Genomic DNA, 24,547 nt, shown 5'->3' on the forward strand with positions numbered 1-24,547 from the left:
ACCGACGGGCCCGTACGGTCAGGCGGGCCAGCCCCCGGTGCGCCACTCCTGGCGCCCCTCGGCCTCGCCGCCCCGCGAGGCGCGGGCGGCGAGTGCGGCGGCCAGGTCGCAGTGCACGGGAACGGCCGGGTCGTCGTCGCCCGGCACGAGCGAGCCGTCCGCCGGGATCGCGGCCAGCTCCATGGGACGCCCGGCGGCGGCGAGCCGGCGAGCGGCCTCGGCGACGGCGAGCCGGCCCTCCGTGGACCAGCCGCGCAACTCGGTCAGGTCGACGACGACCGGCCCGGTGCCACGAGCCAGGACCCAGCCGACGGCGCCGATGAAGCGGTGGGCGGCGTCGGGGCCGAGGTGACCCGCGACGGAGAGGATGCCGAGATCCTGCTCGATGCGGTAACGCCACTCAATGGTCACGGTCGTCAACTGCCTTTCATATGCGGTCGTCCCCGCAGGTACGGATGCGAGCACGGATGCGGATGCGGATGCGGGCGCGGGTGCGGGTCACAGGGGGAGCGACGGTCACGGTTCCCCTCTTTCCGCCCGCACCGCCCGGAAGCCGCTCACCGACTGCGGACTGATCCACAACAGCGTGTCGTGCGGGCCGTGCGCCCAGCCGGGCAGCGTGCGCCGGTAGTGGGCCGCCTCGTCCGGATCGGTGACCGGTTCGGCGGGACCGGTCGCGGTGACGCTCCAGCCGGGACCGGCCGGGACGCGGATCCCGTCCACGTGGTAAGCCACCGTCGCCCGGCCGCGCAACACGGCCTCCTGCACGGGACTCCGCACGATCAGCCGGCCGTGGGCGAAGACGTGAGCGGCCGGGCGGACGACGGGGACGCCCCTGGACACGTGGACGAGCCGGCCGGTGCTGCTGCCCTCCAGCAGGTACAGGGCCTCGGCGCCGGAGACCTCGACCAGGTGGTGCGGGACGGAACCTCCGGTGTTGTCCGTGCGGCCGGTCATCGAGCGGGTTCCTCGTGTGCGGCGGTCCCGGTGGGGTCCGGCTTCCGGGAGGAGCCCGGGGGCAGGACACCCGCGCGCTCCAGATGGCTCCGGGCGCCGGCGATGGCCTCGGGGGTGGTGGCGTACTCGCGGCCCTCGTGACGCAGCAGGGCGAGCGCGCCGACGGAGTCGAGCACCTGGCGCTGGCCCGGCCGTATCCCGGAGGACATGACGGCGATCCCGCGCCGGTTCAGCTTCTCGATCGCGTCCTTGAGGACGAGCGCACCGGTCGCGTCCATCGTCATCACCCGGGACATGCGCAGGATGACGACGCGGACGTCGGCGACCTCGGTCAGTTCGAGCAGGAAGCGGTGGGCGCCCGCGAAGAACAGCGGCCCGTCCATGCGGTAGGCGACGATGTGCTCGGCCAGCAGCGCGTGCTCCTCCGCGCTGTGCTCGCCCTGGTCGAGCGGCACCTGGCCCGTGCGGGACTGCTTGGCGATGGCGCGCAGGGCGAGGGCACCGGCCACGACGAGCCCGATGACGACCGCGTAGACGAGGTCGAGGCAGACCGTCGCCACCGCGGTGAGGATCAGGATCAGGGCGTCGGAGCGGGTGGCCTTCACCATGGCGCGCAGCGAGCCGACCTCGACCATCCGGATCGCGGTCGCGATCAGTACGCCGGCCAGCGCCGCGAGCGGGATCCTCGACACCAGCGGGGCGGCGGCGAACACGATGACCGCGAGGACCACGGCGTGGGTGAGGGAGGCCAGGCGCGAGGAGGCGCCGGTGCGTACGTTGACGGCGGTGCGGGCGATGGCGCCGGTCGCGGGTACGCCGCCGAACAGCGGGGCGGCGATGTTGGCCAGGCCCTGTCCGAACAGCTCCCGGTCCGGATCGTGCTTCTGCCCCACCGTCATGCCGTCGGCGACGGACGCGGACAACAACGACTCCAGCGCGGCCAGCGCCGCCACCGCGACGGCGGGTCCGAGCAGCGAACCGAGCGTCCCGACGTCGAGGAAGGCCAGCGAGGGCGCGGGCAGCCCCGCGGGCAGGTTCCCGATGGGCTCGGCCGCGTCCAGGTGGAAGACCTGTGCCACGACGGTGGCGGCGATCACCGCGACGATCGAGACGGGGACCGTCGGGCGCAGCCGCGCGCCGACGAGCATCACCGCGGCGACCGAGAGGGAGAAGGCGACCGCCGTCCAGTTCGGCGCCTTCACGAACTCCTCCACGGCCCGCCAGGTGACCACGAGGACCTTGTCGCCCTCCGGCTTGGCCACCCCGAACGCGTTCGGGACCTGCTGCAGCCCGATCACGCAGGCGATGCCGAGCGTGAAGCCCTCGACCACCGGCGCGGGCACGTACTGCATGTACTTGCCCGCGCGCAGCACCGCGAGCGCCACCAGCATGAAACCGGCCATGAGGCCGACGGTCAGGACGCCACCGGGGCCGTACTGGGCGACGATCGGCACCAGGACGACGGTCATCGCGCCGGTCGGCCCGGACACCTGCAGGTTCGATCCGCCGAAGACGGCGGCCAGGGCTCCCGCCACGACCGCTGTCGCCAGGCCCGCCTCCGCGCCGAGCCCGGAGGTGACACCGAAGCCGAGCGCGAGTGGCAGCGCGACGATCGCCACCGTCAGACCGGCGAGCAGGTTATGACGCGGATCACGGCCCATCTGTGCCAGATCGGCACGGGTGGGCAGGAGGGAACGTACGGAATTCAGGGCCCGGCCCATCACGGAACTCATGAGGCCGCGACCTCCGCGGCCCGGTTCCCCGCAGCCGGATCCCGCTCGGCCCGGTCCTCCGAGGTCCGCCGGTCCTGCTCGGCCCGGCCCCGCTCGGCCCGGCCCCACTGGGTCCGGTCCTCCGCGGTCCGTCGGCCCTGTTCGGCCTCGCGCAGTTCGGCGAGGAGCTCGTTCTGCCCGGCGAGCATCTCGGTCAGGATCCGCCGGGCGGCCCGCATCAGGTCGGCCACATCGCCCCCGGCCAGGGCGTACACCACGGTGGAACCCTCGCGCCGCGAGGCCACGATCCCGGAGCGGCGCAACACCGCGAGCTGCTGGGACAGTGCGGACGGTTCCACCTCGATCCGGGCCAGCAGGTCCCGTACCGGGGTCGGCCCCTCCTGGAGCAGTTCGAGCACTCGTATGCGTACGGGATGGCCGAGCATCCGGAAGAATTCGGCCTTGGCCTGATACAGCGGAACCGACACGGAATCCTCTCCTGGACCAGCGCCCGCGAGGGCGCGCGCACGACGGGCGGCCGCGTCTTCGTGCGAGCGACACCGGGTGGGGAAGCAGGGGCGCGGCCTTCTTCAGCTTCTAACGACTTGCGAAATTTCGCAATTCAGCTAGTCGATTCATAGACTACGGCCGTGAGCGAAAATCTTCCCCCCTGCCCCGAGTGCACGAGCGTCTACACCTACGAGATGGGTGCCCTCCTGGTCTGCCCCGAGTGCGGGCACGAATGGTCCCCGGCGTCCGCCGGGTCCGCGCCCGCCGACACCGGCGCGCACGTCATCAAGGACGCGGTCGGCAATGTCCTCGCCGACGGCGACACCGTGACCGTCATCAAGGCCCTCAAGGTCAAGGGGCACCCCACCGGCATCAAGGCCGGCACCAAGGTCCGGGGCATCCGCCTCATCGAGGACGGCGTCGCCGGCCACGACATCGACTGCAAGATCGACGGCTTCGGCGCGATGCAGCTCAAGTCCAGCGTGGTCAAGAAGGCCTGATCGCGGGCCGGACGGTTCCGCGGAACGACGAGGCTCCCGGTGGTGGCACGGCGCACGGCAGGAGCCGTGCGCGCTCACCGGGAGCTTCGTGCGTCGCCCGTCCGCCGGCGCACTGCTCGGGCCGGCCGATCCCGGCTCCGGCGGCAGCGCCTTCGGCCCCACCCCGGACCGGGCCCGGGAGGTGGTGGCGAGCCGTTCAGCTGGGGCGGTTCCGGATGTTCGTGAGCAGCACGGAAAGGCGCTTGCGGCCCGCGCCGTCCTCCTCGTCCCGGTGGGCGCCGCGAGGGGTGAGGGCGGGATCCGCGGGAACACCCTGCGGAACCCGCGGAACTCGTGGAATCCGCGGAACCGCCTCGTCGGCCGGGACGGCCCGCAGGAAGGCGTTCCCGGGAGGCGGTCCGGGGAGCGCGGCACGTGACTGCTGCTCCGAGGCCCTCTGCTCGCGCCGGGCGCGCACCGCAGCCCCGATGATCCACGAGCCCGCCACCGGGGAGATCCGGGACGAGACGTCCTCCCGTGCGGGAACGGGCGCGGGCACGGGCGAGGGACGGCGGGCGAGTGCCGCGACGACCGCGCCGGGAACCGCGGCGTTCCGGGCCGGAGCCATGCCGCCAACGCCCTCCGCCGGAGCCATGCCGCCAACGCCCTCCGCCGGAGCCATGCCGCCAACGCTCCCCACCGGGACCTCGGCACCAACGCTCTTCACCGGGGCCGCGGCACCGGTGCCCCCGGCCCGTTCCCGGCGCAGCTGCTCCCGGAGCGCCGCGAACGCGGACTCCAGCCGCTGGTGCCGCTCGTCGAGGGCGTCGTACTTCTCGTTCTGCCGTGCCATCTCGGCGGCGTGCTCGCCGATCAGCTTCTCGACCGGGCCGCGGTCGGTGAACGCCATGATGGTGCCCACGAGCCGATCGCCGTCCCACACCGGGATGGTGGTCACGTCGGCGGACACCCGGCCACCGTCCTTCGTCCACAACACCTGGTCGTGGGCCCGGCACTTGAGCCCGGAGACGAGCGTGGCGGCCAGGGGGGTCTCCACGTACGGGTTCGGCTCACCGTTCGCCCTCGAATGCAGCACCAGCGGATGCAGCTCCCTGCCGTCGAGGTCGCTCGCGCGAAAGCCGAGGATGCGCGCGGCCGCCGGATTGACGAGGACCACCCGTCCCTCGGTGTCGGTGCCGATCAGTCCCTCGGTCGCCGCCCGGAGGATCACCTCGGTCCGTCGCTGGGAACGGACGAGAGCGGCTTCCGCGTCGTGCGCGTCGGTGAGGTCGCGGACCACGAGCAGCAGCATCGACTCGTCGTCGGAGCGGCCCCGCCCGGGACCGTGCGGCTCGGATCCGCCCCCGAGGAACGGCTCGGATCCGTCTCCGAGAACCGTGGTTGTCACCTCGGAGGGGAACTCGCCGCCGTCCAGCCGACGGGCCGTCATCCGGAGCGGGGCGCCGCGTCTCCGCCGGACGGTGCGGTCGTCGGTGTCGCGCGGCGCTCCCGCGGCCGTGCGCGATCCGTGGTCCGGCAGCAGCCCGCGCAGCCCGTGTCCGACGAGCGGGGTTCCGGGCACCCCGAACATGTCGTGGGCGGCGTCGTTCGCGCCGACGACGATTCCGTTCCGGTCGATGAGCACGATGCCGTCGGGAAGGGCGTCGAGCACGGCGGCGAGGGGGGCGCCGCCCTGGAATGACCTGTTGTTCACGACAGATACTCCTCCCCGGGTCCGTGTGCCCGGCACCCGTTGTGGACACGCCTTCGTGCGCCGGTGGACACGGGTGCGGAAAACACAACGGTGACGTGACCGGCAGGCTCTGACAGCAACAACCTAACCCCGTCGCACACCCCGGAAAGGCGGCCCGGACGCCGCCCGGAGCATTCTTACGGCTGCCTTAACCATCGGATCAGGTTGGGCTAACGACGCAGGTGGACCCGTCCTCCCGCCGTCGTCAGCCGTCGCGCAGACTCCCGGCGGGAAGGCCGAGTTCACGCTCGGCCGTCGCGGCCACGAGGGTGTCGAGGACGGGATGGGCGAACGATCCGTCCTCGTTCGCGTACGAATCGAGCCCGTCGACCGCCACCAGGATGACCACGCACGCCCCCAGTGGATCGTCGGTGGTGAAGTCGCCGGTACGGACGCCTTCCTCGATCACCGAGGTCAGCACGTCGCGCATGACCGCCTCCTGCTCGCCGACGACACGCCGGAGGTTCGGGCGGTACCGCGAGAGGTGACGGGCGTTCAGCCAGAGCCTGCCGAGGTCGGCGAAGTCCTCGTCGCCGATGCGGCGCAGGAACCGGCTCATCCGCTGCCCCGGAGGCAACCCGGCCTCGCTGTCCGGCAGGAGCGCTTCGCGCTCGCGGGTGGCCGCGCGGGCGAACGCCTCGCACAGGAGGAGATCGGCCGAGGCGAAGTAATGGCTGATCAGCCCCGGTCGCACGCCGAGTTCCTCGGCCACGAGCTGCATGGTCACCCGCTCCAGCCCCCGTTCCAGGGCGAGGCGGGCGGCGGTCCGGAGGATCTCCGCCCGCCGTTCCGCGGGGGCCTTGCGCGCTCGGGGACTCCGAGGGGTTGACGTCATGGGGATCACGCTATTGGATACGGCACCAACAGGATATTGGTGTCGACACCAATAAGCCTGGTCGCTCCGGCTGCGTGTCGTCGGTCACCGCAGCGTCGAGGATCTCTCGCCCTTTCGCCCTGCTCGAAGGAACCAACACCCATGAAGCGTCCTCCCGCAGTCGTCGTCGTGACTGTCCAGGCTGCTGAACCCGATCGCACCGGTGGCATCGAGACCCGGGGCATCGACTGCGTGCCCGACGACGAACGGCACGGGTCACCGCGTGAGCTCTTCGCGATCTGGGCCGCGCCGAACGTGAGTTACCTCAGTTTCGTGGTCGGGGGCACCCTCGTCCTGCTGGGACTGTCGCTGGCCGAGGCGATCGGCGTCATCGTCGCGGGCAACCTGCTCTGGCTCCTGACCGGTTTCATGGCCGTCAGCGGCCCCGCCGCCGGCACGTCGAGCTCGGTGATCTCCCGGGCCATGTACGGCGTGATCGGCAACAGGGTGATCGTCGCGGTCACGGGATGGCTGCTCTCCGCGCTCTACCTGGCGCTCAACTGGTCGGCGGCCTCCGTGGCCGCCCTCGGCATGGCGGGCCAGCTCGGCCTGCCCGACACACCCGTTCTCGACGCCGTGGTCATCTGCCTGATCGCCGGTCTCACCGTCCTCATCGCGATCTACGGCCACGGCACCATCGTGCGCCTGTACATGACCCTGACGATCCTGCTCACCCTCGTGTTCCTCGCGGTCTCGGCGTGGACGCTCGGCCACGTGGACTGGTCCTACGCGCCCGCGGAGCCGCTGACCGGGTACGAGCACCTCGTCGTGCTGGTCTCGGGCTTCACCATCGTCGCCTCGGCCCCGCTGTCGTACGGCAACAGCCCGGACCTGACGCGCTACCTCCCGAAGAACACCAACGGGCGGGCCATCGCGCTGTGGACGGCGTCCGGGGCCTTCCTGCCGAGCGTCGTGTTCACGACGGTCGGGGCGCTCGCGGCCACGACGCTCGACATGAGCGACCCGCAGGCGGCGCTGGAGAGCATCATGCCCGTCTGGTTCGTACCCACCTTCGTCGCCGCGGTCGTCGTGAACACCATCGCGAACAACGGCATGACGGCCTACAGCGCCGGCCTGTCGATGCAGTCGATCGGAGTGCGCCTCCCGCGGGTGCCCGCCGTGCTCGTCGTCGGCGTGGTGGGTACCGTCATGACGCTGTTCGCGATCCTGGTGTTCGACTTCCTCTCCTCGGTCAGGGCCATGATGGAACTGGTCGTGGTCGTCACCGGACCCGTCGTGGCCGTCTACACCACCGATGTCGCCCTGCGCCGGAACCGCTACGACGGGAAGGCCCTGCACGACCAGAGCCGCACCGGCCCGTTCTGGTACCGCGGAGGGGTCAACTGGGCCGGTGTGCTCGCCGTGTGCCTCGGCGCCGGCGCGGCCGCCGCGTGCGCGAGCTCCAGCTTCTGGGCCGGGCCGGTCTCCGACGCCATGGGCGGCCTCAACCTCGCCGTTCCCGTCGGTGTCCTCGGCTCGGCGGCCCTGTACTGGGCACTGTCCAGGGCCCTGCGCACCCTCCCCGCCGCCACGGCCCGCCGCTGAGGCGACACCGCGCGATCACACCTGTGCGCCGTGCCGAAGCACCCGGACCGGCCCGCCGGACCGGCCCCTCCCGTGTCCACGCCCCCGTCACGCGAAGGGACGTCGGCATGTGCCGAAGCCCTTCGACCGGATCATCCGGTGAAGGCGAACGGGTTGCCGTCCAGCGTCCAGTGGGGGTCGGGTGTGATGCCGAGGGCGGTGTAGACATGGGCGGCGACATCGGCGTGGTGGAGGGCCGACGGGGTCCTGCCCGGGGACAGGCCGGGGCCGCACGCGGCGATCCAGGCCGTGCGCTCCAGTGGGCTGCGTCCGCCGTGACCGCCTTCGTCACGATGGCCGTGGTCCGTCACCACGATGATCGTCCACTGTTCGTGCCGCGGGCGCTGCCGTACGGCGGCGACGAGCCGGCCGAGGCGCCGGTCCGCCGCCTCGATCGAGCGGCGGTACTCCTCCCCGCATCCGAGGAAGTGGGCGGTCTCGTCGACTGCGCCCAGATAGACGAAGCCGGCGTGGAGTTCCTCGTCCAGGCCCAGGATGTGTTCCGCCTCGACACCCACCCGGTCGTCCACCTCCTCCCACGCCTCGGGCGTGTCCGCGCGCGGAGCGACGTGGCCGAGCCGGGTGGGGGCGACGAAGAGCGGGCCGCCCTCCCGGGCGAGGAAGAGCGGCGCCCAGCCACCGACGGCGAAGGTCCGCCGTCCGCAGTCGGCCGCGAGGCGGGTCGTGAAGTCGGGGAAGACGTCGAGGCGGTTGCCGTCCAGGCGATTGGCCCACACCCCGTGCTTGGCGACCCCGACACCGGTGACGATGGTGGTCCAGCACGGACCGGACATCGTCGGGGTGTCGGCGTCCACCTCGACGGGAGCGAGGAAGCCCGCGCGGGCGATCCCGTCGAGGTGGGGGGTGTCGAGCTCGGGGAGCAGATCGAGGCGTACGCCGTCGATGCCGATCACCAGTACGCAGGAGGTGTCCATGGAGGGTCCAGAGGTGTCGTGGGCGGGAGGGGGGAACGCAGGCCCGGCCCGGAGGCCGGGCCGGGGACGCAGAAGCCGTTCGGCGGGCACTCAGGGCCCGACACGGCGCAGGCGTATCAGACTGCTGGCGTGGTCGCCGTCCGGGAGGCGCGGGTCGATGCCCCGGGCGACCAGGACGGCCCCGCTGTACTCCTGCTCCAGGTCCGGGTCCAGATACCGCGCCCCGGGGTCGAGCGCGGGCAGCCGGACCGGGGCGGGGCGGTGACCGAAGCGGGTGGTGGGGCGCCAGACGAGGAGCACGTGCTCGCTGTCGTCGGGGGCCGCGTAGTGGACGGCGGCCATCGGCCCGGGCACGACGACGCGGTGCTGGACACCCCGCTGCACGAGCGGGCGGACCCGCTTGTAGTGGGCGACGAGTTCGGCGGCCTCCGCGAGTTCCTCCTCGGACCAGGACGTCAGGTCTCCGCCGATCCCCAGTGCCCCGGCCATGGCGACGTGGAAGCGGAAACGCAGCGGGGTGCGCCGGCCGGTGGTGGTGTTGGGGCTGTCGGTGACCCACGCGGCCATGGTCTGGGCGGGGAAGAGCTGGGAGAAGCCGTGCTGGATGCCGATCCGGTCGACCGGATCGGTGTTGTCCGAGACCCACGCCTGGTCGGTACGGGCGAGCATGCCGAGGTCGACGCGGCCGCCGCCGCCCGCGCACGCCTCGATGCGCAGTCCGGGATGGTCGGCGCGGAGCCGGTCCATGATCCGGTGGACGGCGCGGGTGTGACCGATCCACAGGCGGTCCGGGTCGGGGTGACCGTCCCAACCGGCCTCGGTGAAGGGCCGGTTGGCATCCCACTTGAGCCAGTCGACGTCGTTTTCACGGACCAGGCGGCCGAGGGTCTCGTGGGCCCATGCCTCGACCTCGGGCCGGGCGAAGTTCAGCACCAGCTGGTTGCGGAGCTCGGTGGCGTCGAGGTGGGGGGAATGGACGACCCAGTCCGGGTGGGCGCGGTACAACTCGCTGTCCCGGTTCACCATTTCCGGTTCCACCCAGAGTCCGAACCCCATGCCGAGGCGGTGCACCTCGTCGGCGAGCGGACGCAGTCCGCGGGGGAACGCCCCGGGCCGGGGCGTCCAGTCGCCGAGCCCGGACCGGTCGTCGCGGCGGGTGCCGAACCAGCCGTCGTCCAGGACGAAGAGCTCCGCGCCGAGCCCGGCGGCCAGGTGTGCGAGGCGGATCTGGCCGGGCTCGTCGACGTCGAAGCCGGTGGCCTCCCACGAGTTGTAGAGGACCGGCCGGTCCCGCTCCGGCTCCGGCAGCACGTGCCGGCGCACATGGGCCTGCCAGGCGCGACTGGCCCCGCCGAACCCGTGCGGAGTGTAGAGGCCCGCGTACACCGGTGTACGAAGGCTCTCGCCGGGTCGCAGGGTCCAGCCGATCCCCTCGTGCCCGAAGCCGCCGGTCCAGGTGGTGCGTCCGACCGGATCACGGTGGACCGTGACGCGCCAGCTCCCGCTCCAGGCGAGCGCGGCGCTCCACACCTCGCCCCGCTCCTCGCCCGCGGTGCCGTCGTCGACGGCCAGCCAGGGGTTCGCGTGGTGACCGGTCAGCCCCCGACGGCTCGTCAACACGGTCTCGGCCACGGGCAGCCGGTCGCGCTGGAGCTGGAACTCGCTGTTCCAGCCGCCCACCAGATGACTGAGCCGGTAGTCGGCCAGCGGGGGAGCGGTCCAGGAGGCGGAGTCGAGCCGGTCGACAGCGATCGGACCGTCCCCGGCCTCCAGGTGGGTCAGTTCCGTCCAGCGCTCGATGACATCGGTGCCGGGCCGGACGCGGTAGCACAGTTCCGCCCGCAGGGGGCGACGGCGGTCCTCCAGGCACAGCCGCAGTTCGCCGCTGTCGACGGTGTGGCCGACGAAGCGCCACTGGACACCGCGGGTGCCGTCGGCGAAGCGGATCTGAAGGCCGGCCGGCCCGAAGCGGGCCCCGGTCTGCGGCGCGAGTTCGTCGGCGGCGGCATCGGCCTCGAAGCTGCTCGCGGCGGGGGAGGCGGCCTCCGGCAGTCCGGCCAGGACGTCGGTGCCGAGTGGTCGGCCCCAGTACACGTGCCGGGGACTGCCGTCGGGGGCGACGCGGAGCGCGTACACGCTGTTCGGTGTGCGCAGGACCGCGAGGCCGAGATCGGGAACGAAGGTGACGGGTGGAAGCGTGGTGAGCACGGACGGATCCCCATGACGTGCGGAGAGGAACAGGGCTGCATCCAAGGAGATGTGGCCGAGGAACGGCCACGTCGCGATCCTTTGCCGGAGACGGGCGAGGAAGCGGCCCGAGCGTAGGGCAGCCCCAACTCCCAAATCAATACTGGAAGAAGTTATTTATTTGCTCTACATTGCCTCCGTGTTTCGACATCACTCCCAGCCTCTGGTCAGTGCCCCCGCCGAGACCGCGGTCCTCGCGCTGCTCCTTGCGGAAGGGCCGCTCAGCAGAGTGGAACTGGCCCGGCGAACGGGGCTCTCATCGACAGCCGTCACCAAGGCGGCCCGACCTCTCATCGACGACGGCTATCTGTACGAACTGCCGCCGGAGCGCACCGCACCCGGTGCGGGCCGGCCGGTCTACCCGCTCTCGGTCGCTCCCGACCGGGAGTACTTCGTCGGACTGAAGATCAGTTCCGACGAGCTCTTCGGCGCCGTCTGCGACCTGCGGGCCGGCATCCGGGCCACGGCGGTCCGGCCCCTCGGCACCTGCGCGCCGGAGGACGTCGCCGTCCTGGTCGCGGAGCTCGTCGACGAACTCCTCGACGTCGAACCCGCGTTCCGGGACCGTACGCGCCACCTCGGTGTCGCGGTGAACGGCGACGTGGACCGCGACAGCGGGCGGCTTCGCCACTCCGGTCTTCTCGGCTGGAAGGACGTGCCGCTGGCCGAACTGCTCGCCGCCGCCACCGGTCTGAGCGTCACCGTCGAGAACGACGTCAGGGCCCTGACCGTCGCGGAGCACTGGTTCGGCGAAGGCATCGGAACCGGCTACTTCGCCCTGGTCACCATCGGATCGGGCATCGGCTCCGCCCTCGTCGTCAACGGGCATCTGCTGCGCGGGGCCCACGGCGTCGCGGGCGAGGTCGGACACATCTGTGTCGACCCGGCCGGACCGCGCTGCCGCTGCGGTGCGCGCGGCTGCGTCGAGGCGATCGGCTCGACCGACGCCGTCCTCGCCGTGGTCCGCCGGGCCGCCGCGAATCCGCACCTCACGTTCCACGAAGTCGTCGAGATGGCCCGCGAGGGCCACCCCGAAGCACGGGACGCCTTCGCCAGGGCCGGACGGGCCATCGGCATCGGCATCGCCGCACTGGTCAACCTCGTGGGCCCGGAACGGGTCGTCGTCAGCGGCGAAGGAGTCGACGCATACGACCTGTTCAGCCGTCACATCCAGGAGGCTTACACCACACACGCCTTCGGAGCGGCGTCCCGGTGCCCGCTGTCGCTGCGCCCGCTGCCCTGGGAGGAGTGGGCCCGCGGGGGAGCCGCCGTGGCCATCCAGGCACTCTTCCCCCAGCCCGCGGCCACCTCCGCAATCGGCGCCGGCTGACCGACGGGGCGGCTCGCCGCCCCCGCGCAGCCGCCGCACACAACTCCCCGACCGCCGCCCTCCTCCGCCTGCAAGCAATGACGAGGGCGTCGGCCAGGGAACACATCTGCCCCGCACACACCCTCGCAGAAGGACACGCGACATGAGCATACGCACATCCGAGCTTAGCCGACGGGGATTCCTCACCGGGTCGCTGCTCGTCGCCGCAGGAACGGTCCTCACGACCGCCTGCAGCACCGACCCCACCAGCGGCTCCTCCTCCGGCGCCGGTACCACCCTCAACGTCTGGTACCACGCCTACGGCGAGGCCGGAACCCAACAGGCGGTGCTCCGCTACGCCAAGGCGTTCACCAGGGCAAACCCCGATATCGCCGTGAAGGTGACCTGGGTCCCCGGCGACTACGCGGGCAAGCTCAACGCCACCCTCCTGACCGACGCGGCCCCCGACGTCTTCGAGACGGGCGACTTCAGCGAGCGGTTCGCCCGCGGCGGCCAGATCGCCGCCCTCGACGACGTCTACGGCAGCGCCAGGAGCGACTTCAACACCAACGCCCTCGACTCGGTCACCGTCGAGGGCAAGCCCTACGGCGTCAAGATGATCGACGACGTCATCATGCTCTACTACCGCAAGAGCGCCCTGTCCAGGGCCGGGATCACCCCGCCCACCACCTTCGACGCACTCGCCGCCGCCGCGAAGGAACTGACCACGAAGAAGAACAAGGGCCTCTTCATGGGCAACGACGGCATCGGCGACTCCCCGAGCAACGCCGTCTGGTCCAACGGCGGCGACCTCGTGACCCCCGACGGCAAGGTGGCGTTCGGATCGGACCGGGCACTGGAGGCGATCACCGCCCTGAAGCGCCTGCACGACGACAAGTCGTTGCTGCTCGGCTTCACCACCGACTGGTGGGACCCCTCCGCCTTCGCCCAGGGCGTCGTGCCGATGCAGTGGTGCGGCCTGTGGGCGATGCCTGCCATCCAGTCCGCGCTCGGCGACGACTTCGGCGTCCTGCCGTGGCCCGCCTTCAAGCCCGGCGGCACCCCCGTCGTGCGGGTCGGCGGCTGGACCGGTTGCGTCAACGCCAAGGGCCGGAACGTGGCCGCGGCGAAGAAGTTCGTCCAGTGGCTGTGGATCCAGCAGTCCGACCTCCAGAAGGACTTCGCCGAGAGCTACGGACTCCACGTCCCGCCCCGCAAGTCCGCCGCGGCGACCGCGAAGAAGCTGTCCACCGGCCCCGCCAAGGAGACCGTGGAACTGGCCGCGAAGTACGGGAAGAGCAACCCGGGCACCTGGGACACGGCGGTCAGCAGCGTGTTCAGCGCGGCCGCGGCGAAGATCGTCAGTGGCCAGGGAGACCCGGCCGCCCTGCTCGCCGGCGCGGTGAAGAAGGCCCAGGGCGAGATCGACAAGCAGCTCGGCCGATGAATCCGGCGACCGACACCCCACCCGCGCCCGGGCACGCCGGGCGCCCCGCCGAAACCCCACGGCGGGGCGCCGCCCGCGTCGGCCGGCCCCGCGTCGGCCGGTCCGGCTGGATCGCGTTCATACTGCTCACCGCGCCGACACTGATCGGACTCGGCGTCTTCAAGTACGTCGCGATCGGCTGGAGCTTCCTGCTCAGCCTCAGCGACGCGCGCGGCACCATCTCCCTCGGCAACTGGGTCGGGCTCGACAACTACCGAACACTCCTGGCCGACCAGGCCTTCCGCGACTCACTGCTCCAGATCCTGCTGTTCACCGCCTTCATCGTGCCCGTCACCTTCGCCGTGTCCTTCGGACTCGCCCTGCTGGTGCACCGCGTCCGGCGCGGCCGGGCCCTGTTCCGCACCACCTTCCTCATACCGGCGGCCGTCTCGTACGTCGCAGCCTCACTGTTGTGGAAGATGTGCCTGTTCAACGGCCTGCCGACCGGCATCGCCAACATGATCGGCGGCTGGTTCGGCGCGGAGCCGGCTGCCTGGCTCCAGTCCACCTCACCACCGCTGTACTGGATCGTCCTCGTCACACTGCGCCTGTGGCTCCAGGTCGGCTTCTACATGGTGCTCTTCCTCGCCGGACTCCAGGCCATCCCCAAGGAGCTCTACGAGGCCGCCGCACTCGACGGCGCCGCGGGCCGGCGACTGCTGACCGGGATCACCCTGCCCATGCTGCGCAACACCGCCGTCGCCGTACTGCTGCTGCTGTTCATCGCCGCCTTCCAGGCCTTCGACGAGTTCTACAACCTGTTCAACAGCGGGCTCTCCGGCACCGGCGCCGCCCCCGTACAGACCCCGCTGGTCCACCTCTACAACACCGCCATGGGGAGCCAGAACTACGGCCTCGGCTCCGCCGGAGCCTTCCTGCTGACCGCCCTCATCGTCGGGGTGACCCTGCTCCAGGGGCGGCTCACCGGATTCGGCAGGAGCGGGGAGTGAGAAACGCATGACCACCACCTTGCCCGGACTGTTCCGAGCCGCGCGCACCCTCGCCCGCGGCCTTCTCGTCGGCCTCCTCACCGCGGCCTTCCTGGCCCCCTTCTACCTGATGCTCCGCAACTCCCTCATGGACTCCCAGGGCCTGACGGCGCCGGAGTGGACATGGTGGCCCTCGACGATGCACTTCGAGAACTTCACCGCCCTGTTCGACGACCCGGCCGTCTCCATGGGCCCGGCCCTCGGGAACTCCCTGCTGATCGCCGCCGTCACCGCACCGGTCTCCACGCTCCTCGCCTCGGCCGCCGGTTACGCCCTCGCGAGGATCCCGGTCCCCGGACGCGGTGTGCTGCTCGCCCTGATCGTGGCCACGCTGATGATCCCCGGCTCGGTCACCTTCGTACCGACGTTCGTCGTCGTCGGCTCCATGGGGGGCGTCAACACGCTGTGGGGCATCATCGTGCCCGGCCTGTTCAACCCGTTCGCGATCCTGCTGTTCCGCAACTTCTACCTGCAGTTCCCGAGCGAGACCGAGGACGCCGGACGGCTCGACGGACTCGGCTGGCTCGGCCTGTACCGCCGGATCGCGCTGCCGAGTTCCGGAGCGATGCTGGCCTCGCTCGGGGCGCTGTCCTTCATCGACAGCTGGAACGCCTTCCTGTGGCCACTGGTCATCGGCCAGGACCCGTCCGCCTGGACCGCGCAGATCGCGCTGTCCACCTTCCTCACCTCCCAGACCATCAACCTCCCCGGTCTGTTCGCCGGCGCCGTCGTCACCATCACACCCCTGGTGGTCATGTTCCTCGTCGCCCAGCGGTACATCGTCGAAGGCATCGCCACCAGCGGCCTCAAGGGCTGACCCACCGCACCGTCCCGCACCACGCACAAGGCAGGCACACGTCACCTTCCCGCAAGGAGCTCTCCGTGACCCCTCGCATCACCCTGCTCCGACGCGCGACCGCGGCCCTCGCCACGTCGTCCGCGCTCCTCCTCTGCACCCTCGTCCCCACCGCCACCGCGGCGGACACGGGGACGGCACCGCCGCCCCCGGCCCTCACCGGTGCGCAGCTCGCCGCCTCGTGGACCGCCCCGCTGTCCACCCGGGACCGGTACGTCGTCGACGCCGACGGCGACCGGTTCAAGCTCAAGTCCGGGAACTGGGCCGGCGCCCAGGGCACCTGGCAGGGCAGCGGCGACGTCGGCGACGTCGCCAACCACCAGGCGAGGCAGATGTCGAACAACATCCCGCTCGGCCTGGACCGGAAGCCGATGTCCCAGATCCTGGCCGACTTCCACGCCCTGGGCCTGAACAGCATCCGGCTGCCGTTCGCCAACGCGCTCATCCACGACACGAGCACCGTCCCGGACCAGGCCGTCGCCGCCAACCCGCAACTCAGGGGCAGGACCCCGCTGCAGGTGCTCGACGCCGTCGTCGCAGCCCTGACCGCGGACGGCTTCGCCGTCATCCTCAACAACCACACCACCAGCTACCGCTTCTGCTGCGGCCTGGACGGCAACGAGCGCTGGAACAGCGGCCAGTCGACCCAGCAGTGGATCGACGACTGGGTGTTCCTGACGAAGCGCTACCGGGCCGACAAACGGGTCGTCGGGGCCGACCTGCGCAACGAGGTCCGCCGTGACACCTGGAACGACGCCAACTGGGGCTGGGGCGACGACCACGACCTCAACAAGGCCCTGGAAGAAGCGGGCAACAAGATCCTGCAGGCCAACCCGGACATGCTCGTCATCATGGAGGGCATCAACTGGCAGGGCATACCGACCGACCTGACCCCCCACGGCCGCCCGACACTCACCCCGGTCGCCACCCTTTCCAACACCCTGATCCGCTCCGACAAACTCGTCTACGCGGCCCACTTCTACGGCTACACCGGCCCGAACCACACCGGTGCCACCGGCACGGGCGAGACGCACGACCCGCGCTACGAGGAACTCACCCCCGCACAGCTCGCCCAGGTCATCGACGACCAGGCCCTGTTCGTCACCCGGTCCGGCCAGCACTTCACCGCACCCGTGTGGATCAGTGAGTTCGGCGCCGGCGGCCGGGGCGACACCGACGCCGCGGAACGCGCCTGGTTCGCCAACTTCACCGACATCCTGGTGAAGAACGACACCGACTTCGCCATCTGGCCCCTGGTCGGCTGGACCGACACGAACGGCACACCGCAGGACAACTGGGCCATGGTCAACTACAGCGCGGACGGCACCCGGCTCGGTGTCATGGACGCTGGCGACTGGCGCGTCACCGACTGGAACAAGCTCGTCAACGCCCCCGGCAGGACCGGCCGGATCGCCCCGGCCCCGCGCTGGAACATGCTCAACCTGGACTACGCCGACTACAACGTCTCCACCACCATGCTGGCGAAGCCGGAATGGTCGCCCGGCAACCGCAAGGGCAACTGCCCCGACACCCAGCGCCTGGTCGGCCTCGGCCGCAGCGACAGCCGCGGCCTGTGCACCGACGCCGGCCAGCCGGCGAAGGGAAGCGGGGACTGGACCGTCGTCACCGACGAACGGTACGTCACCGGGGGAGACTGGGCGAGCGGCTACAACAAGCTCCAGTGCCCCGACCGCACCTTCGCCGTCGGCTACAGCGTGCGGAGCAACGCGATGGCCGCCCTTCTCTGCGCCCCCGCGGCAGCCTCCCTGCCCACCTCCGGCCGCGTGCTCTGGTTCGACCGCGGCGACAACCGGCCCGCCACCGGCGGCTCGAACGCCAGCGACTGGGCACCCGGCCACTACAAGGGCCAGTGCGCCGACGACGAGTACTTCGCCGGCGTCGCCTTCACCTGGAAGTGGAACCACGGCGGAGTTCCCGACGCCCTGCTCTGCCGCCCGCTCGTCTGATCACTTCCCCCATCCACACCTAGGAGCACCTGGCATGCCCCGACTGGAGATCGCCGAGGACGGGTTCCGCCTCGACGACCGGCCGTTCCGCATCATCTCGGGCGGACTGCACTACTTCCGTGTCCACCCGGAACAATGGGCCGACCGGCTCCGGAAGGCACGCCTGCTGGGACTCAACACGGTCGAGACCTACGTCCCCTGGAACCTCCACGCCCCCCGGCCCGGTGAATTCCGGCTGGACGGAGGTCTCGACCTGCCCCGCTTCCTCGACCTCGCCGCCGCGGAGGACCTGCACGTCCTCCTCCGCCCTGGCCCCTACATCTGCGCCGAATGGGAGGGCGGTGGCCTGCCCCCGTGGCTGCTCGCCCAGGACGGCATCGAACTGCGCAGCCGCGACCCGCGCTTCCTGGAAGCGGTCGACGGCTATCTCGCCGCGCTCCTGCCACCACTGAAGCCTTACCTGTCCGGCGCCGACGGCCCGATCATCGCGGTACAACTGGAGAACGAGTACGGGGCCTACGGCAACGACACCGGCTACCTCGCGGACCTCGCCGGCCTGCTGCGCACCCACGGCGTCGACGTCCCGCTCTTCACCTGCGACCAGCCGGCCGACCTCGCCCGCGGCGGCCTGGACGGCGTACTGCGCACCGTGAACTTCGGCAGCCGCGCCGAGGAGGGCCTCGACCGGCTGAGCCGGCTCCAGCCGGCCGGACCACGGATGTGCTCCGAATTCTGGATCGGCTGGTTCGACCGCTGGGGCGGAATCCACACCACCCGCGACGCCGCGGACGCGGCGGCCGACCTGGACCGTCTGCTCGCCACCGGCGCCTCCGTCAACATCTACATGTTCCACGGCGGCACCAACTTCGGCTTCACCAACGGGGCCAACGACAAGGGAACCTACCGCCCCACCGTCACCTCCTACGACTACGACGCACTCCTCGACGAGGCCGGCGACCCGACCCCCAAGTACGAGGCGTTCCGCGAGACCATCGCCCGGTACGCACCCGTCCCGGACGAGCCGATCCCGGCACCCGGACCGAAGCTTGCCCCGACCGTCGTCGAACTCGACACGTCCGCAGCCCTGTTCGACCAGGTCGAGCTGTTCGGGCGGCCGGTCCTCACCGACCGGCCACTGACCATGGAAGAACTCGGGCAGTCCGTCGGCTTCGTGCTGTACGGGACGGAGCTGCCGGCCGCCGGGCCGGCCGTGCTGCGGGTGGACGAGGTCCGCGACCGGGCCCAGGTCTTCGTCGACGGGCAGCCCGTCGGCGTACTGGAACGGGAGAACCACGAGCACGCCCTCGCGTTCGTCGTGCCCAGGAGCGGCGCCCGGCTCGCGATCCTGGTGGAGAACCAGGGCCGGGTCAACTACGGACCCGGCATCCATGACCGCAAGGGCCTGCTCGGCCGGGTCACCGTCAACGACGAGGAACCCGCCGGCTGGAGCAGCAGCCCGCTTCCGCTCGACCGCATCGACGACCTCGCCGTCGCCCCCGCCGGACCCCTTGTCGGCCCGGCCTTCCACCGCGGTTCCTTCGAGCTCGACCGGCCCGCCGACGGCTACCTCGCACTGGACGGCTGGACCAAGGGCCACGCCTGGATCAACGGCTTCCCGCTCGGCCGGTACTGGTCCCGGGGCCCCCAGACCACCCTGTACGTACCCGCGCCGGTCCTGCGCCCCGGCCGCAACGAGATCACCGTCCTCGAACTCCACGCCACCACCACCCGCACCGTCGAACTGCGGGACCGGCCCGGCCTGGGACCCGACCAGGACTGACATCCGCCCAGGACCGACACCCGCCCGGGAAGCCCGGCACTCCCGGGCGGCCGGCACCACCCCGTACCGACACGACCACCCCGTACCGACACCCGCCCCGGAGCGCCCCGTGCACAGCAGACAACGCCTCGTCGAGCAACGCCTGAAGCGGGTGCTCAAGGAACGCATCAGGCCCGCCGTGCACGCCCGGACGGTCTCGCTCCGGGTGGAGACATGGGACGCCCCCGGCGAACCGGTGCCGGTCGCCGCCGGCCTGGCGGCGCCGTACCGGCCGGTACGGGTCGGGCACCGCTGGGGACCGGCCTGGTCGACGAGCTGGTTCAGGATCAGCGGCCGGATTCCCGAGGAGTGGGCCGGACAACGTGTCGAAGCCGTCCTCGACCTCGGCTTCGACGTCACCGGCGCCGGCTTCTCCACCGAGGGACTGGTGTACCGGCCCGACGGCACCGTGCTGAAGGCGCTCAACCCCCGTAACAACTGGATCCCGGTCGCCGACCCGGCCCGGGGCGGCGAGGGGTTCACCCACTGCGTCGAGGCCGCCGCCAACCCGGCCCTCTGCGACAGCCATGAACCGACCCCGCTCGGGAACCTGCCCGCCTGGATCACCGGAGGCGGCCACGCCGGTGACCCCCTGTACCGACTGCTCCGTGCGGACCTCGCCGTTTTCGACACCCAGGTCTGGGAACTCGCCCAGGACCTGGACGTCCTCGGCGAGCTGATGCACGCGCTCCCCGAAGCCGACCCCCGCCGCTGGCAGCTCCTGCGGACGATCGAGCGGGCCCTGGACGCCATCGACCTCCAGGACATCTCCGGCTGCGCGCCCGCCGCCCGCGAGATACTGCGCCCCGCCCTGGCGGTCCCGGCCGCACCCAGCGCCCACCGCGTCTCCGCCGTCGGACACGCCCACATCGACACCGCTTGGCTGTGGCCGCTGCGCGAGACCGTCCGCAAGGTCGCCCGGACACTCTCCAACGTCACCCAACTCATGGACGACCACCCGGACTTCCGCTTCGCCATGTCCCAGGCCCAGCAACTGGCCTGGCTCAAGGACCAGCGCCCCGAGGTCTACGCCCGGGTCCAGGAGAAGGCGAGGACCGGTCAGTTCCTCCCGGTCGGCAGCCTCTGGGTGGAGCCCGACACCAACATCACCGGAGGCGAGGCGTTCGCCCGCCAGTTGATCCACGGCAAGCGCTTCTACCTCGACGAGTTCGGCGTCGAGACCGAGGAGATGTGGCTGCCCGACACCTTCGGCTACAACGCGGCCATGCCGCAGCTGATGAAACTTGCGGGCGTGCGCTGGTTCCTCACCCAGAAGATCTCCTGGAACACCACCAACAAGTTCCCCCACCACACCTTCCGCTGGGAGGGGATCGACGGCACCCGGATCTTCAGCCACTTCCCGCCCGTCGACACCTACAACGCCGAGCTCACCGGAGCCGAACTCGCCCACGCGGTGAGCAACTTCCAGGACAAGGGAGCAGCCAACAGCTCACTCCTGCCCTTCGGGTACGGCGACGGCGGCGGAGGCCCCACCCGCGAGATGCTGGCCCGTGCGGCGCGTCTGGGCGACCTGGACGGCTCGCCCCGGGTGGTCGTCGAGCGGCCCGCGGACTTCTTCGCGCGCGCCGAGGCCGAGTACCCCGACGCCCCCGTGTGGCTCGGCGAGCTCTACCTGGAGTTCCATCGCGGCACGCTCACCAGCCAGCTGCGGACCAAACAGGGCAACCGGCGCAACGAGCACCTGCTGCGCGAGGCCGAACTCTGGTCGGCCACGGCGGCCGTCCGTACGGACTTCCGCTATCCGTACGAGGAGCTCGACCGGCTCTGGAAGACCGTACTGCTGCACCAGTTCCACGACATCCTTCCCGGCTCCTCCATCGCCTGGGTGCACCGCGAGGCCGAGCGGACCTACACCGAGGTCCTTGCCGAACTGCGTGAGATCGTCGCCTCGGCGCAGCGCGCGCTGGCGGGCGACGGCGATCTGACCGTCGTGTTCAACGCCGCCCCGCACACCCGCGGCGACATCCCCGCCCTCGGCGCGGCCGTCCGCACCACGGCCACCGACCCGACCGTCGGGCCGGTGCCGTCCGGTGACGGCTTCGTCCTCGACAACGGCCTCGTACGGATCGGGATCGACGCCCGGGGCCTGGTCGTCTCCGCAGTCGACCTGGCGGACGGCCGTGAGGCCGTCGCTCCCGGCGAGGCGGCCAACCTGCTCCAGCTCCACCAGGACTTCCCCAACGAGTACGACGCCTGGGACATCGACGCGTTCTACCGCAACACGGTGCGTGACCTGGACGACGCCGACTCCGTGACCGCTCTGGCCGAGGGCGTCGAGGTCGTGCGCACCTTCGGCTCGTCACGGGTCCGGCAGCTGTTGTCCCTGCGGGAGGGCGCGCGGCGCCTGGACATCGACACCGACATCGACTGGCACGAGCGGGAGCACCTCCTGAAGGCGGCCTTCCCCCTGGACGTCCGGGCCGACCACTCGACCGCCGAGATCCCCTTCGGCCACGTCCGGCGTCCGACCCACACCAACACCAGTTGGGACGCGGCGAGGTTCGAGATCTGCGCCCACCGCTTCCTCCACGTCGGCGAGCGGGACCGGGGCGCGGCGCTGGTCAACGACTCCACCTACGGACACGACGTCACCCGTGACGTACGGCCGGACGGCGGCACGACCACGACCGTACGCCTCTCCCTGCTGCGCGCCCCCCGCTTCCCCGACCCGGACGCCGACCGGGGAACACACCGCCTGCGCTACGGCCTGGTCCTCGGCGCGGACATCGCCGACGCGGTGCGCGAGGGCTACGCCTTCAACCTGCCGGAGCGCTCGGTCACCGGCAGCGAGCCGGAGGTGCCGCCCCTGGTCGCCACCGGCGACGACGGTGTCGTCATCGAGGCCGTCAAGCTCGCCGACGACCGGTCCGGCGACATCGTCGTGCGCCTCTACGAGGCCCATGGCGTACGGGCCCGCACCACGCTGACGCTCTCCGCCCCGTGGCGTACCGCGACCGTCACGGACCTCCTCGAACGCCCCCTGGCCGGGACGGACCCCATCCGGCCGGGAGCGGAGGAGGACAGGTCGCTCCACCTCGCGCTCCGGCCCTTCGAGATCCGCACCCTGCGGATCGGCCTCCGGGGGGACCGATGACGCACACGACACCGCCACCACCCACCAGGGGGGACCTCGTGCCCGCAGAACTCCAGGCCGTCCTCTTCGACATGGACGGCACACTCGTCGACACCGAGCGCCTCTGGAGACGGGCGGTCGAGGAGGAGTGCCTGGACCTCGGCCTCACCCTCACGGAGGCGGACCTCCCGCACGTCATCGGCCGCGCGACCGAGGACACCGCCGCCCACCTCGCCTCCCGCACGGCCGGCCGGGCCGAGCCGCTCCGGCTGGCCGAGTCCCTGGAACGCCGCTTCACCCACCTCGTACGAGGTGACGTGGTCCCCCTGCCGGGAGCCATGGACCTCCTGGCGGCGCTGGCCGCGACAGGCGTACCCACGGCCCTTGTCTCGGCCTCGCCCCGCCCCGTCGTGGACACCGTCCTCGCCGCCCTGGGACGCCACCGCTTCACCACGACCGTCGCCGCCGGCGAAACCCCCCGCACCAAGCCCTTCCCCGACCCCTACCGGGCGGCCCTGACCACCCTGGGCGCCTCGCCGACCGCCTGCGTGGCCGTCGAGGACAGCCCGACGGGCATCGCCTCCGCGGAGGCCGCCCGGTGCACGGTCCTCGCCGTCCCCTCCCTCGCTCCCGTCCGGCCGGCCCCGCACCGGACCGTGGTCCACAGCCTGCTGGACGTGGACGTCGCCCTGATCCGGCGCCTGGCCGCGAGGCGCTGAGAAGGCGTTCCCCCACGAGGAGAGGGTGCCGATCCGGCCGCCGTTCGCGCGGCGCCGCAGCACGGTGTGCAGCATGTCGTCGGTGATGACCGGCGGCCGACCGTCGTGCTTGCCCTTGCGAGAGGCGGTGTCGAGCCCTTCCAGTGCGGACCCGCGGATGTTCCCCCGCTCGGCACCCTGCGGGAAACGGCAGCTCAGCCGACGCGCGCAGTCCACTCCGGCGGCGTCCACAACCGGGCGTTGGCGCTGCCGACCTGGATCAGCGTTCCGGTATGCCGATCCTGACGTGCCGGGCGGAACCCGTCGATCGCGAACACCTGCTGTCCGCTGGTGATGTCGACGCCCTGCAAACCGGCCTCGTCGGCGATCAGCAGATGCTCTCCGTCGGTGAAAAAGCCGAAATCGCCGACCGGCCAGGGGAACGTCGCGACCGCCTTGATCCATCGGACGCCCGGCGAGCGCAGTTCGACCGAGGTGGGGTCGAGGACGTGGACGGTGCCGCTGCCGGCACCGTCCCGGTCATACACCGCGATCCGCCCGTCGTCGATCCACACCACCGGCCAGTTCCACTCCGAGACCTCGGGATACACCGCATGGCTGGGCCCGCCCTCGGACTCATACGGGTTGTCGTGCAGCCAGGCGGTCAGGCTCCACACCGCCGGCATCCCCCACGGCTGCCACACCCAACCGCCGTCGTAGACACGAGTCCCGTCAGGACTCAGCGACAGCGTGCCGTGGAAGTAATCGAGGTCGTACTCCGCGTCTTCCTCATCTCCATCCGGGCTGTCCCGTGCCGTAAGCACCTCGCCGGACGCGAGATCGGTGACATCCAACCGGTTCCAGTCAGTGCGATGGACGACAACCGGCCGGCCACCGTGTTCGGCGAACGCCAACGCGAACGGGACGGTTCCACAGCAGTAATCCCCGCCGTCCAACTTCAACGCCGGCGAACCGGTGGTGAGATCGACGACGGTGCCGTACCGACCGCGGTCCTGAACCACCGCCGCCCAACGGCCACATCGAGAGACATGAAGCCGCAGTCGAACGCCGCCACCGTATTCGGACGCCGGCCTCTCCTCCCGATACCGGCCCACGTCCTGCACCTCGCCGGTCGTCGGCGTCCACCGCGCCAGCCGTCCGTCCTCGGACAGCACCAGCCACGCCGGCCCCGCGTCACCGAGGGCCGGCAACGCTGCCACATCCACGACCGGCCGCAGCACGTCGGGAACCGCCACGTCCACCGTGATCGTCGCCATA

18 protein-coding genes and 1 pseudogene are annotated in these 24,547 nt (G+C 71.4%); 10 read left to right on the plus strand and 9 right to left on the minus strand.

Features of this window, described 5'->3' with window-relative positions:
• Positions 1 to 18: 18 nt before the first annotated feature.
• The 4 genes and pseudogenes from ABZZ04_RS16435 to ABZZ04_RS16450 all read right to left on the minus strand — a co-directional run.
• On the minus strand, positions 19 to 411 hold the full coding sequence (locus ABZZ04_RS16435; protein ID WP_356932978.1) for an anti-sigma factor antagonist: 393 nt from the start codon (positions 409 to 411) through the stop codon (positions 19 to 21).
• A 105-nt stretch (positions 412 to 516) separates the two neighbouring features.
• The gene (locus tag ABZZ04_RS16440; protein ID WP_356932893.1) at positions 517 to 957 is read right to left on the minus strand and encodes a pyridoxamine 5'-phosphate oxidase family protein; all 441 of its coding nucleotides are present in this window, start codon (positions 955 to 957) and stop codon (positions 517 to 519) included.
• Positions 954 to 2,690, minus strand: coding sequence for a SulP family inorganic anion transporter (locus ABZZ04_RS16445; protein ID WP_356932894.1), 1,737 nt, complete (start codon positions 2,688 to 2,690; stop codon positions 954 to 956). Before ABZZ04_RS16445 ends, ABZZ04_RS16440 begins: the two co-directional genes overlap by 4 nt.
• Before the next feature lie 128 nt (positions 2,691 to 2,818).
• Positions 2,819 to 3,157: pseudogene (locus tag ABZZ04_RS16450) on the minus strand (metalloregulator ArsR/SmtB family transcription factor); the annotation flags it as partial.
• A 162-nt stretch (positions 3,158 to 3,319) separates the two neighbouring features.
• Here ABZZ04_RS16450 and ABZZ04_RS16455 point away from each other — a divergent pair.
• On the plus strand, positions 3,320 to 3,679 hold the full coding sequence (locus ABZZ04_RS16455) for a zinc ribbon domain-containing protein YjdM (RefSeq protein WP_356932895.1): 360 nt from the start codon (positions 3,320 to 3,322) through the stop codon (positions 3,677 to 3,679).
• A 196-nt stretch (positions 3,680 to 3,875) separates the two neighbouring features.
• Here the strand turns inward: ABZZ04_RS16455 and ABZZ04_RS16460 are convergent, their stop codons facing one another.
• Together ABZZ04_RS16460 and ABZZ04_RS16465 are read right to left on the minus strand one after the other, a co-directional pair.
• The gene (locus ABZZ04_RS16460) at positions 3,876 to 5,372 is read right to left on the minus strand and encodes a PAS domain-containing protein (protein WP_356932896.1); all 1,497 of its coding nucleotides are present in this window, start codon (positions 5,370 to 5,372) and stop codon (positions 3,876 to 3,878) included.
• Between the two features lie 244 nt (positions 5,373 to 5,616).
• On the minus strand, positions 5,617 to 6,246 hold the full coding sequence (locus ABZZ04_RS16465) for a TetR/AcrR family transcriptional regulator (protein ID WP_356932897.1): 630 nt from the start codon (positions 6,244 to 6,246) through the stop codon (positions 5,617 to 5,619).
• A 141-nt stretch (positions 6,247 to 6,387) separates the two neighbouring features.
• Between ABZZ04_RS16465 and ABZZ04_RS16470 the strand changes: the two genes are divergently transcribed.
• On the plus strand, positions 6,388 to 7,830 hold the full coding sequence (locus ABZZ04_RS16470; RefSeq protein WP_356932898.1) for a cytosine permease: 1,443 nt from the start codon (positions 6,388 to 6,390) through the stop codon (positions 7,828 to 7,830).
• A gap of 131 nt (positions 7,831 to 7,961) precedes the next feature.
• Here the strand turns inward: ABZZ04_RS16470 and ABZZ04_RS16475 are convergent, their stop codons facing one another.
• Complete coding sequence (locus tag ABZZ04_RS16475) at positions 7,962 to 8,804, minus strand: alkaline phosphatase family protein (protein WP_356932899.1); 843 nt, start codon at positions 8,802 to 8,804, stop codon at positions 7,962 to 7,964.
• 90 nt (positions 8,805 to 8,894) lie between these two features.
• Positions 8,895 to 11,012 (minus strand): alpha-galactosidase, encoded by a 2,118-nt coding sequence (locus tag ABZZ04_RS16480; RefSeq protein WP_356932900.1) that lies wholly within the window; start codon positions 11,010 to 11,012, stop codon positions 8,895 to 8,897.
• Positions 11,013 to 11,190: 178 nt separating this feature from the next.
• Between ABZZ04_RS16480 and ABZZ04_RS16485 the strand changes: the two genes are divergently transcribed.
• The 8 genes from ABZZ04_RS16485 to ABZZ04_RS16520 all read left to right on the plus strand — a co-directional run bounded on the left by ABZZ04_RS16485 (position 11,191) and on the right by ABZZ04_RS16520 (position 23,290).
• The gene (locus ABZZ04_RS16485) at positions 11,191 to 12,381 is read left to right on the plus strand and encodes an ROK family transcriptional regulator (RefSeq protein WP_356932901.1); all 1,191 of its coding nucleotides are present in this window, start codon (positions 11,191 to 11,193) and stop codon (positions 12,379 to 12,381) included.
• Between the two features lie 142 nt (positions 12,382 to 12,523).
• Positions 12,524 to 13,807, plus strand: a complete 1,284-nt coding sequence (locus tag ABZZ04_RS16490) for a sugar ABC transporter substrate-binding protein (RefSeq protein ID WP_356932902.1) — start codon at positions 12,524 to 12,526, stop codon at positions 13,805 to 13,807.
• Entirely contained in the window at positions 13,804 to 14,796 is a 993-nt protein-coding gene (locus ABZZ04_RS16495) for a sugar ABC transporter permease (protein ID WP_356932903.1), read from the plus strand. Before ABZZ04_RS16490 ends, ABZZ04_RS16495 begins: the two co-directional genes overlap by 4 nt.
• Before the next feature lie 7 nt (positions 14,797 to 14,803).
• Entirely contained in the window at positions 14,804 to 15,652 is an 849-nt protein-coding gene (locus ABZZ04_RS16500) for a carbohydrate ABC transporter permease (RefSeq protein ID WP_148832834.1), read from the plus strand.
• A 65-nt stretch (positions 15,653 to 15,717) separates the two neighbouring features.
• Complete coding sequence (locus tag ABZZ04_RS16505) at positions 15,718 to 17,658, plus strand: cellulase family glycosylhydrolase (protein ID WP_356932904.1); 1,941 nt, start codon at positions 15,718 to 15,720, stop codon at positions 17,656 to 17,658.
• 34 nt (positions 17,659 to 17,692) lie between these two features.
• Positions 17,693 to 19,438, plus strand: a complete 1,746-nt coding sequence (locus tag ABZZ04_RS16510) for a beta-galactosidase (protein ID WP_356932905.1) — start codon at positions 17,693 to 17,695, stop codon at positions 19,436 to 19,438.
• 109 nt (positions 19,439 to 19,547) lie between these two features.
• Positions 19,548 to 22,592, plus strand: a complete 3,045-nt coding sequence (locus ABZZ04_RS16515; RefSeq protein WP_356932906.1) for a glycoside hydrolase family 38 C-terminal domain-containing protein — start codon at positions 19,548 to 19,550, stop codon at positions 22,590 to 22,592.
• Between the two features lie 38 nt (positions 22,593 to 22,630).
• Positions 22,631 to 23,290, plus strand: coding sequence for an HAD family phosphatase (locus ABZZ04_RS16520; RefSeq protein WP_356932907.1), 660 nt, complete (start codon positions 22,631 to 22,633; stop codon positions 23,288 to 23,290).
• A gap of 194 nt (positions 23,291 to 23,484) precedes the next feature.
• Here the strand turns inward: ABZZ04_RS16520 and ABZZ04_RS16525 are convergent, their stop codons facing one another.
• Entirely contained in the window at positions 23,485 to 24,546 is a 1,062-nt protein-coding gene (locus tag ABZZ04_RS16525) for a hypothetical protein (protein ID WP_356932908.1), read from the minus strand.
• Position 24,547 lies beyond the last annotated feature (1 nt).

The sequence above is a fragment of the Streptomyces sp. NPDC006435 genome, from assembly GCF_040612315.1.
Taxonomy (GTDB): Bacteria; Actinomycetota; Actinomycetes; order Streptomycetales; family Streptomycetaceae; genus Streptomyces.

Bases quoted from the DNA above. Each gene is read 5' to 3' on its own strand.
- ABZZ04_RS16440 (WP_356932893.1), bottom strand. From the start codon at position 957: ATGACCGGCCGCACGGACAACACCGGAGGTTCCGTCCCGCACCACCTG.
- ABZZ04_RS16445 (WP_356932894.1), bottom strand. From the start codon at position 2,690: ATGAGTTCCGTGATGGGCCGGGCCCTGAATTCCGTACGTTCCCTCCTG.
- ABZZ04_RS16465 (WP_356932897.1), bottom strand. From the start codon at position 6,246: ATGACGTCAACCCCTCGGAGTCCCCGAGCGCGCAAGGCCCCCGCGGAA.
- ABZZ04_RS16470 (WP_356932898.1), top strand. From the start codon at position 6,388: ATGAAGCGTCCTCCCGCAGTCGTCGTCGTGACTGTCCAGGCTGCTGAA.
- ABZZ04_RS16475 (WP_356932899.1), bottom strand. From the start codon at position 8,804: ATGGACACCTCCTGCGTACTGGTGATCGGCATCGACGGCGTACGCCTC.
- ABZZ04_RS16490 (WP_356932902.1), top strand. From the start codon at position 12,524: ATGAGCATACGCACATCCGAGCTTAGCCGACGGGGATTCCTCACCGGG.
- ABZZ04_RS16495 (WP_356932903.1), top strand. From the start codon at position 13,804: ATGAATCCGGCGACCGACACCCCACCCGCGCCCGGGCACGCCGGGCGC.
- ABZZ04_RS16500 (WP_148832834.1), top strand. From the start codon at position 14,804: ATGACCACCACCTTGCCCGGACTGTTCCGAGCCGCGCGCACCCTCGCC.
- ABZZ04_RS16510 (WP_356932905.1), top strand. From the start codon at position 17,693: ATGCCCCGACTGGAGATCGCCGAGGACGGGTTCCGCCTCGACGACCGG.
- ABZZ04_RS16525 (WP_356932908.1), bottom strand. From the start codon at position 24,546: ATGGCGACGATCACGGTGGACGTGGCGGTTCCCGACGTGCTGCGGCCG.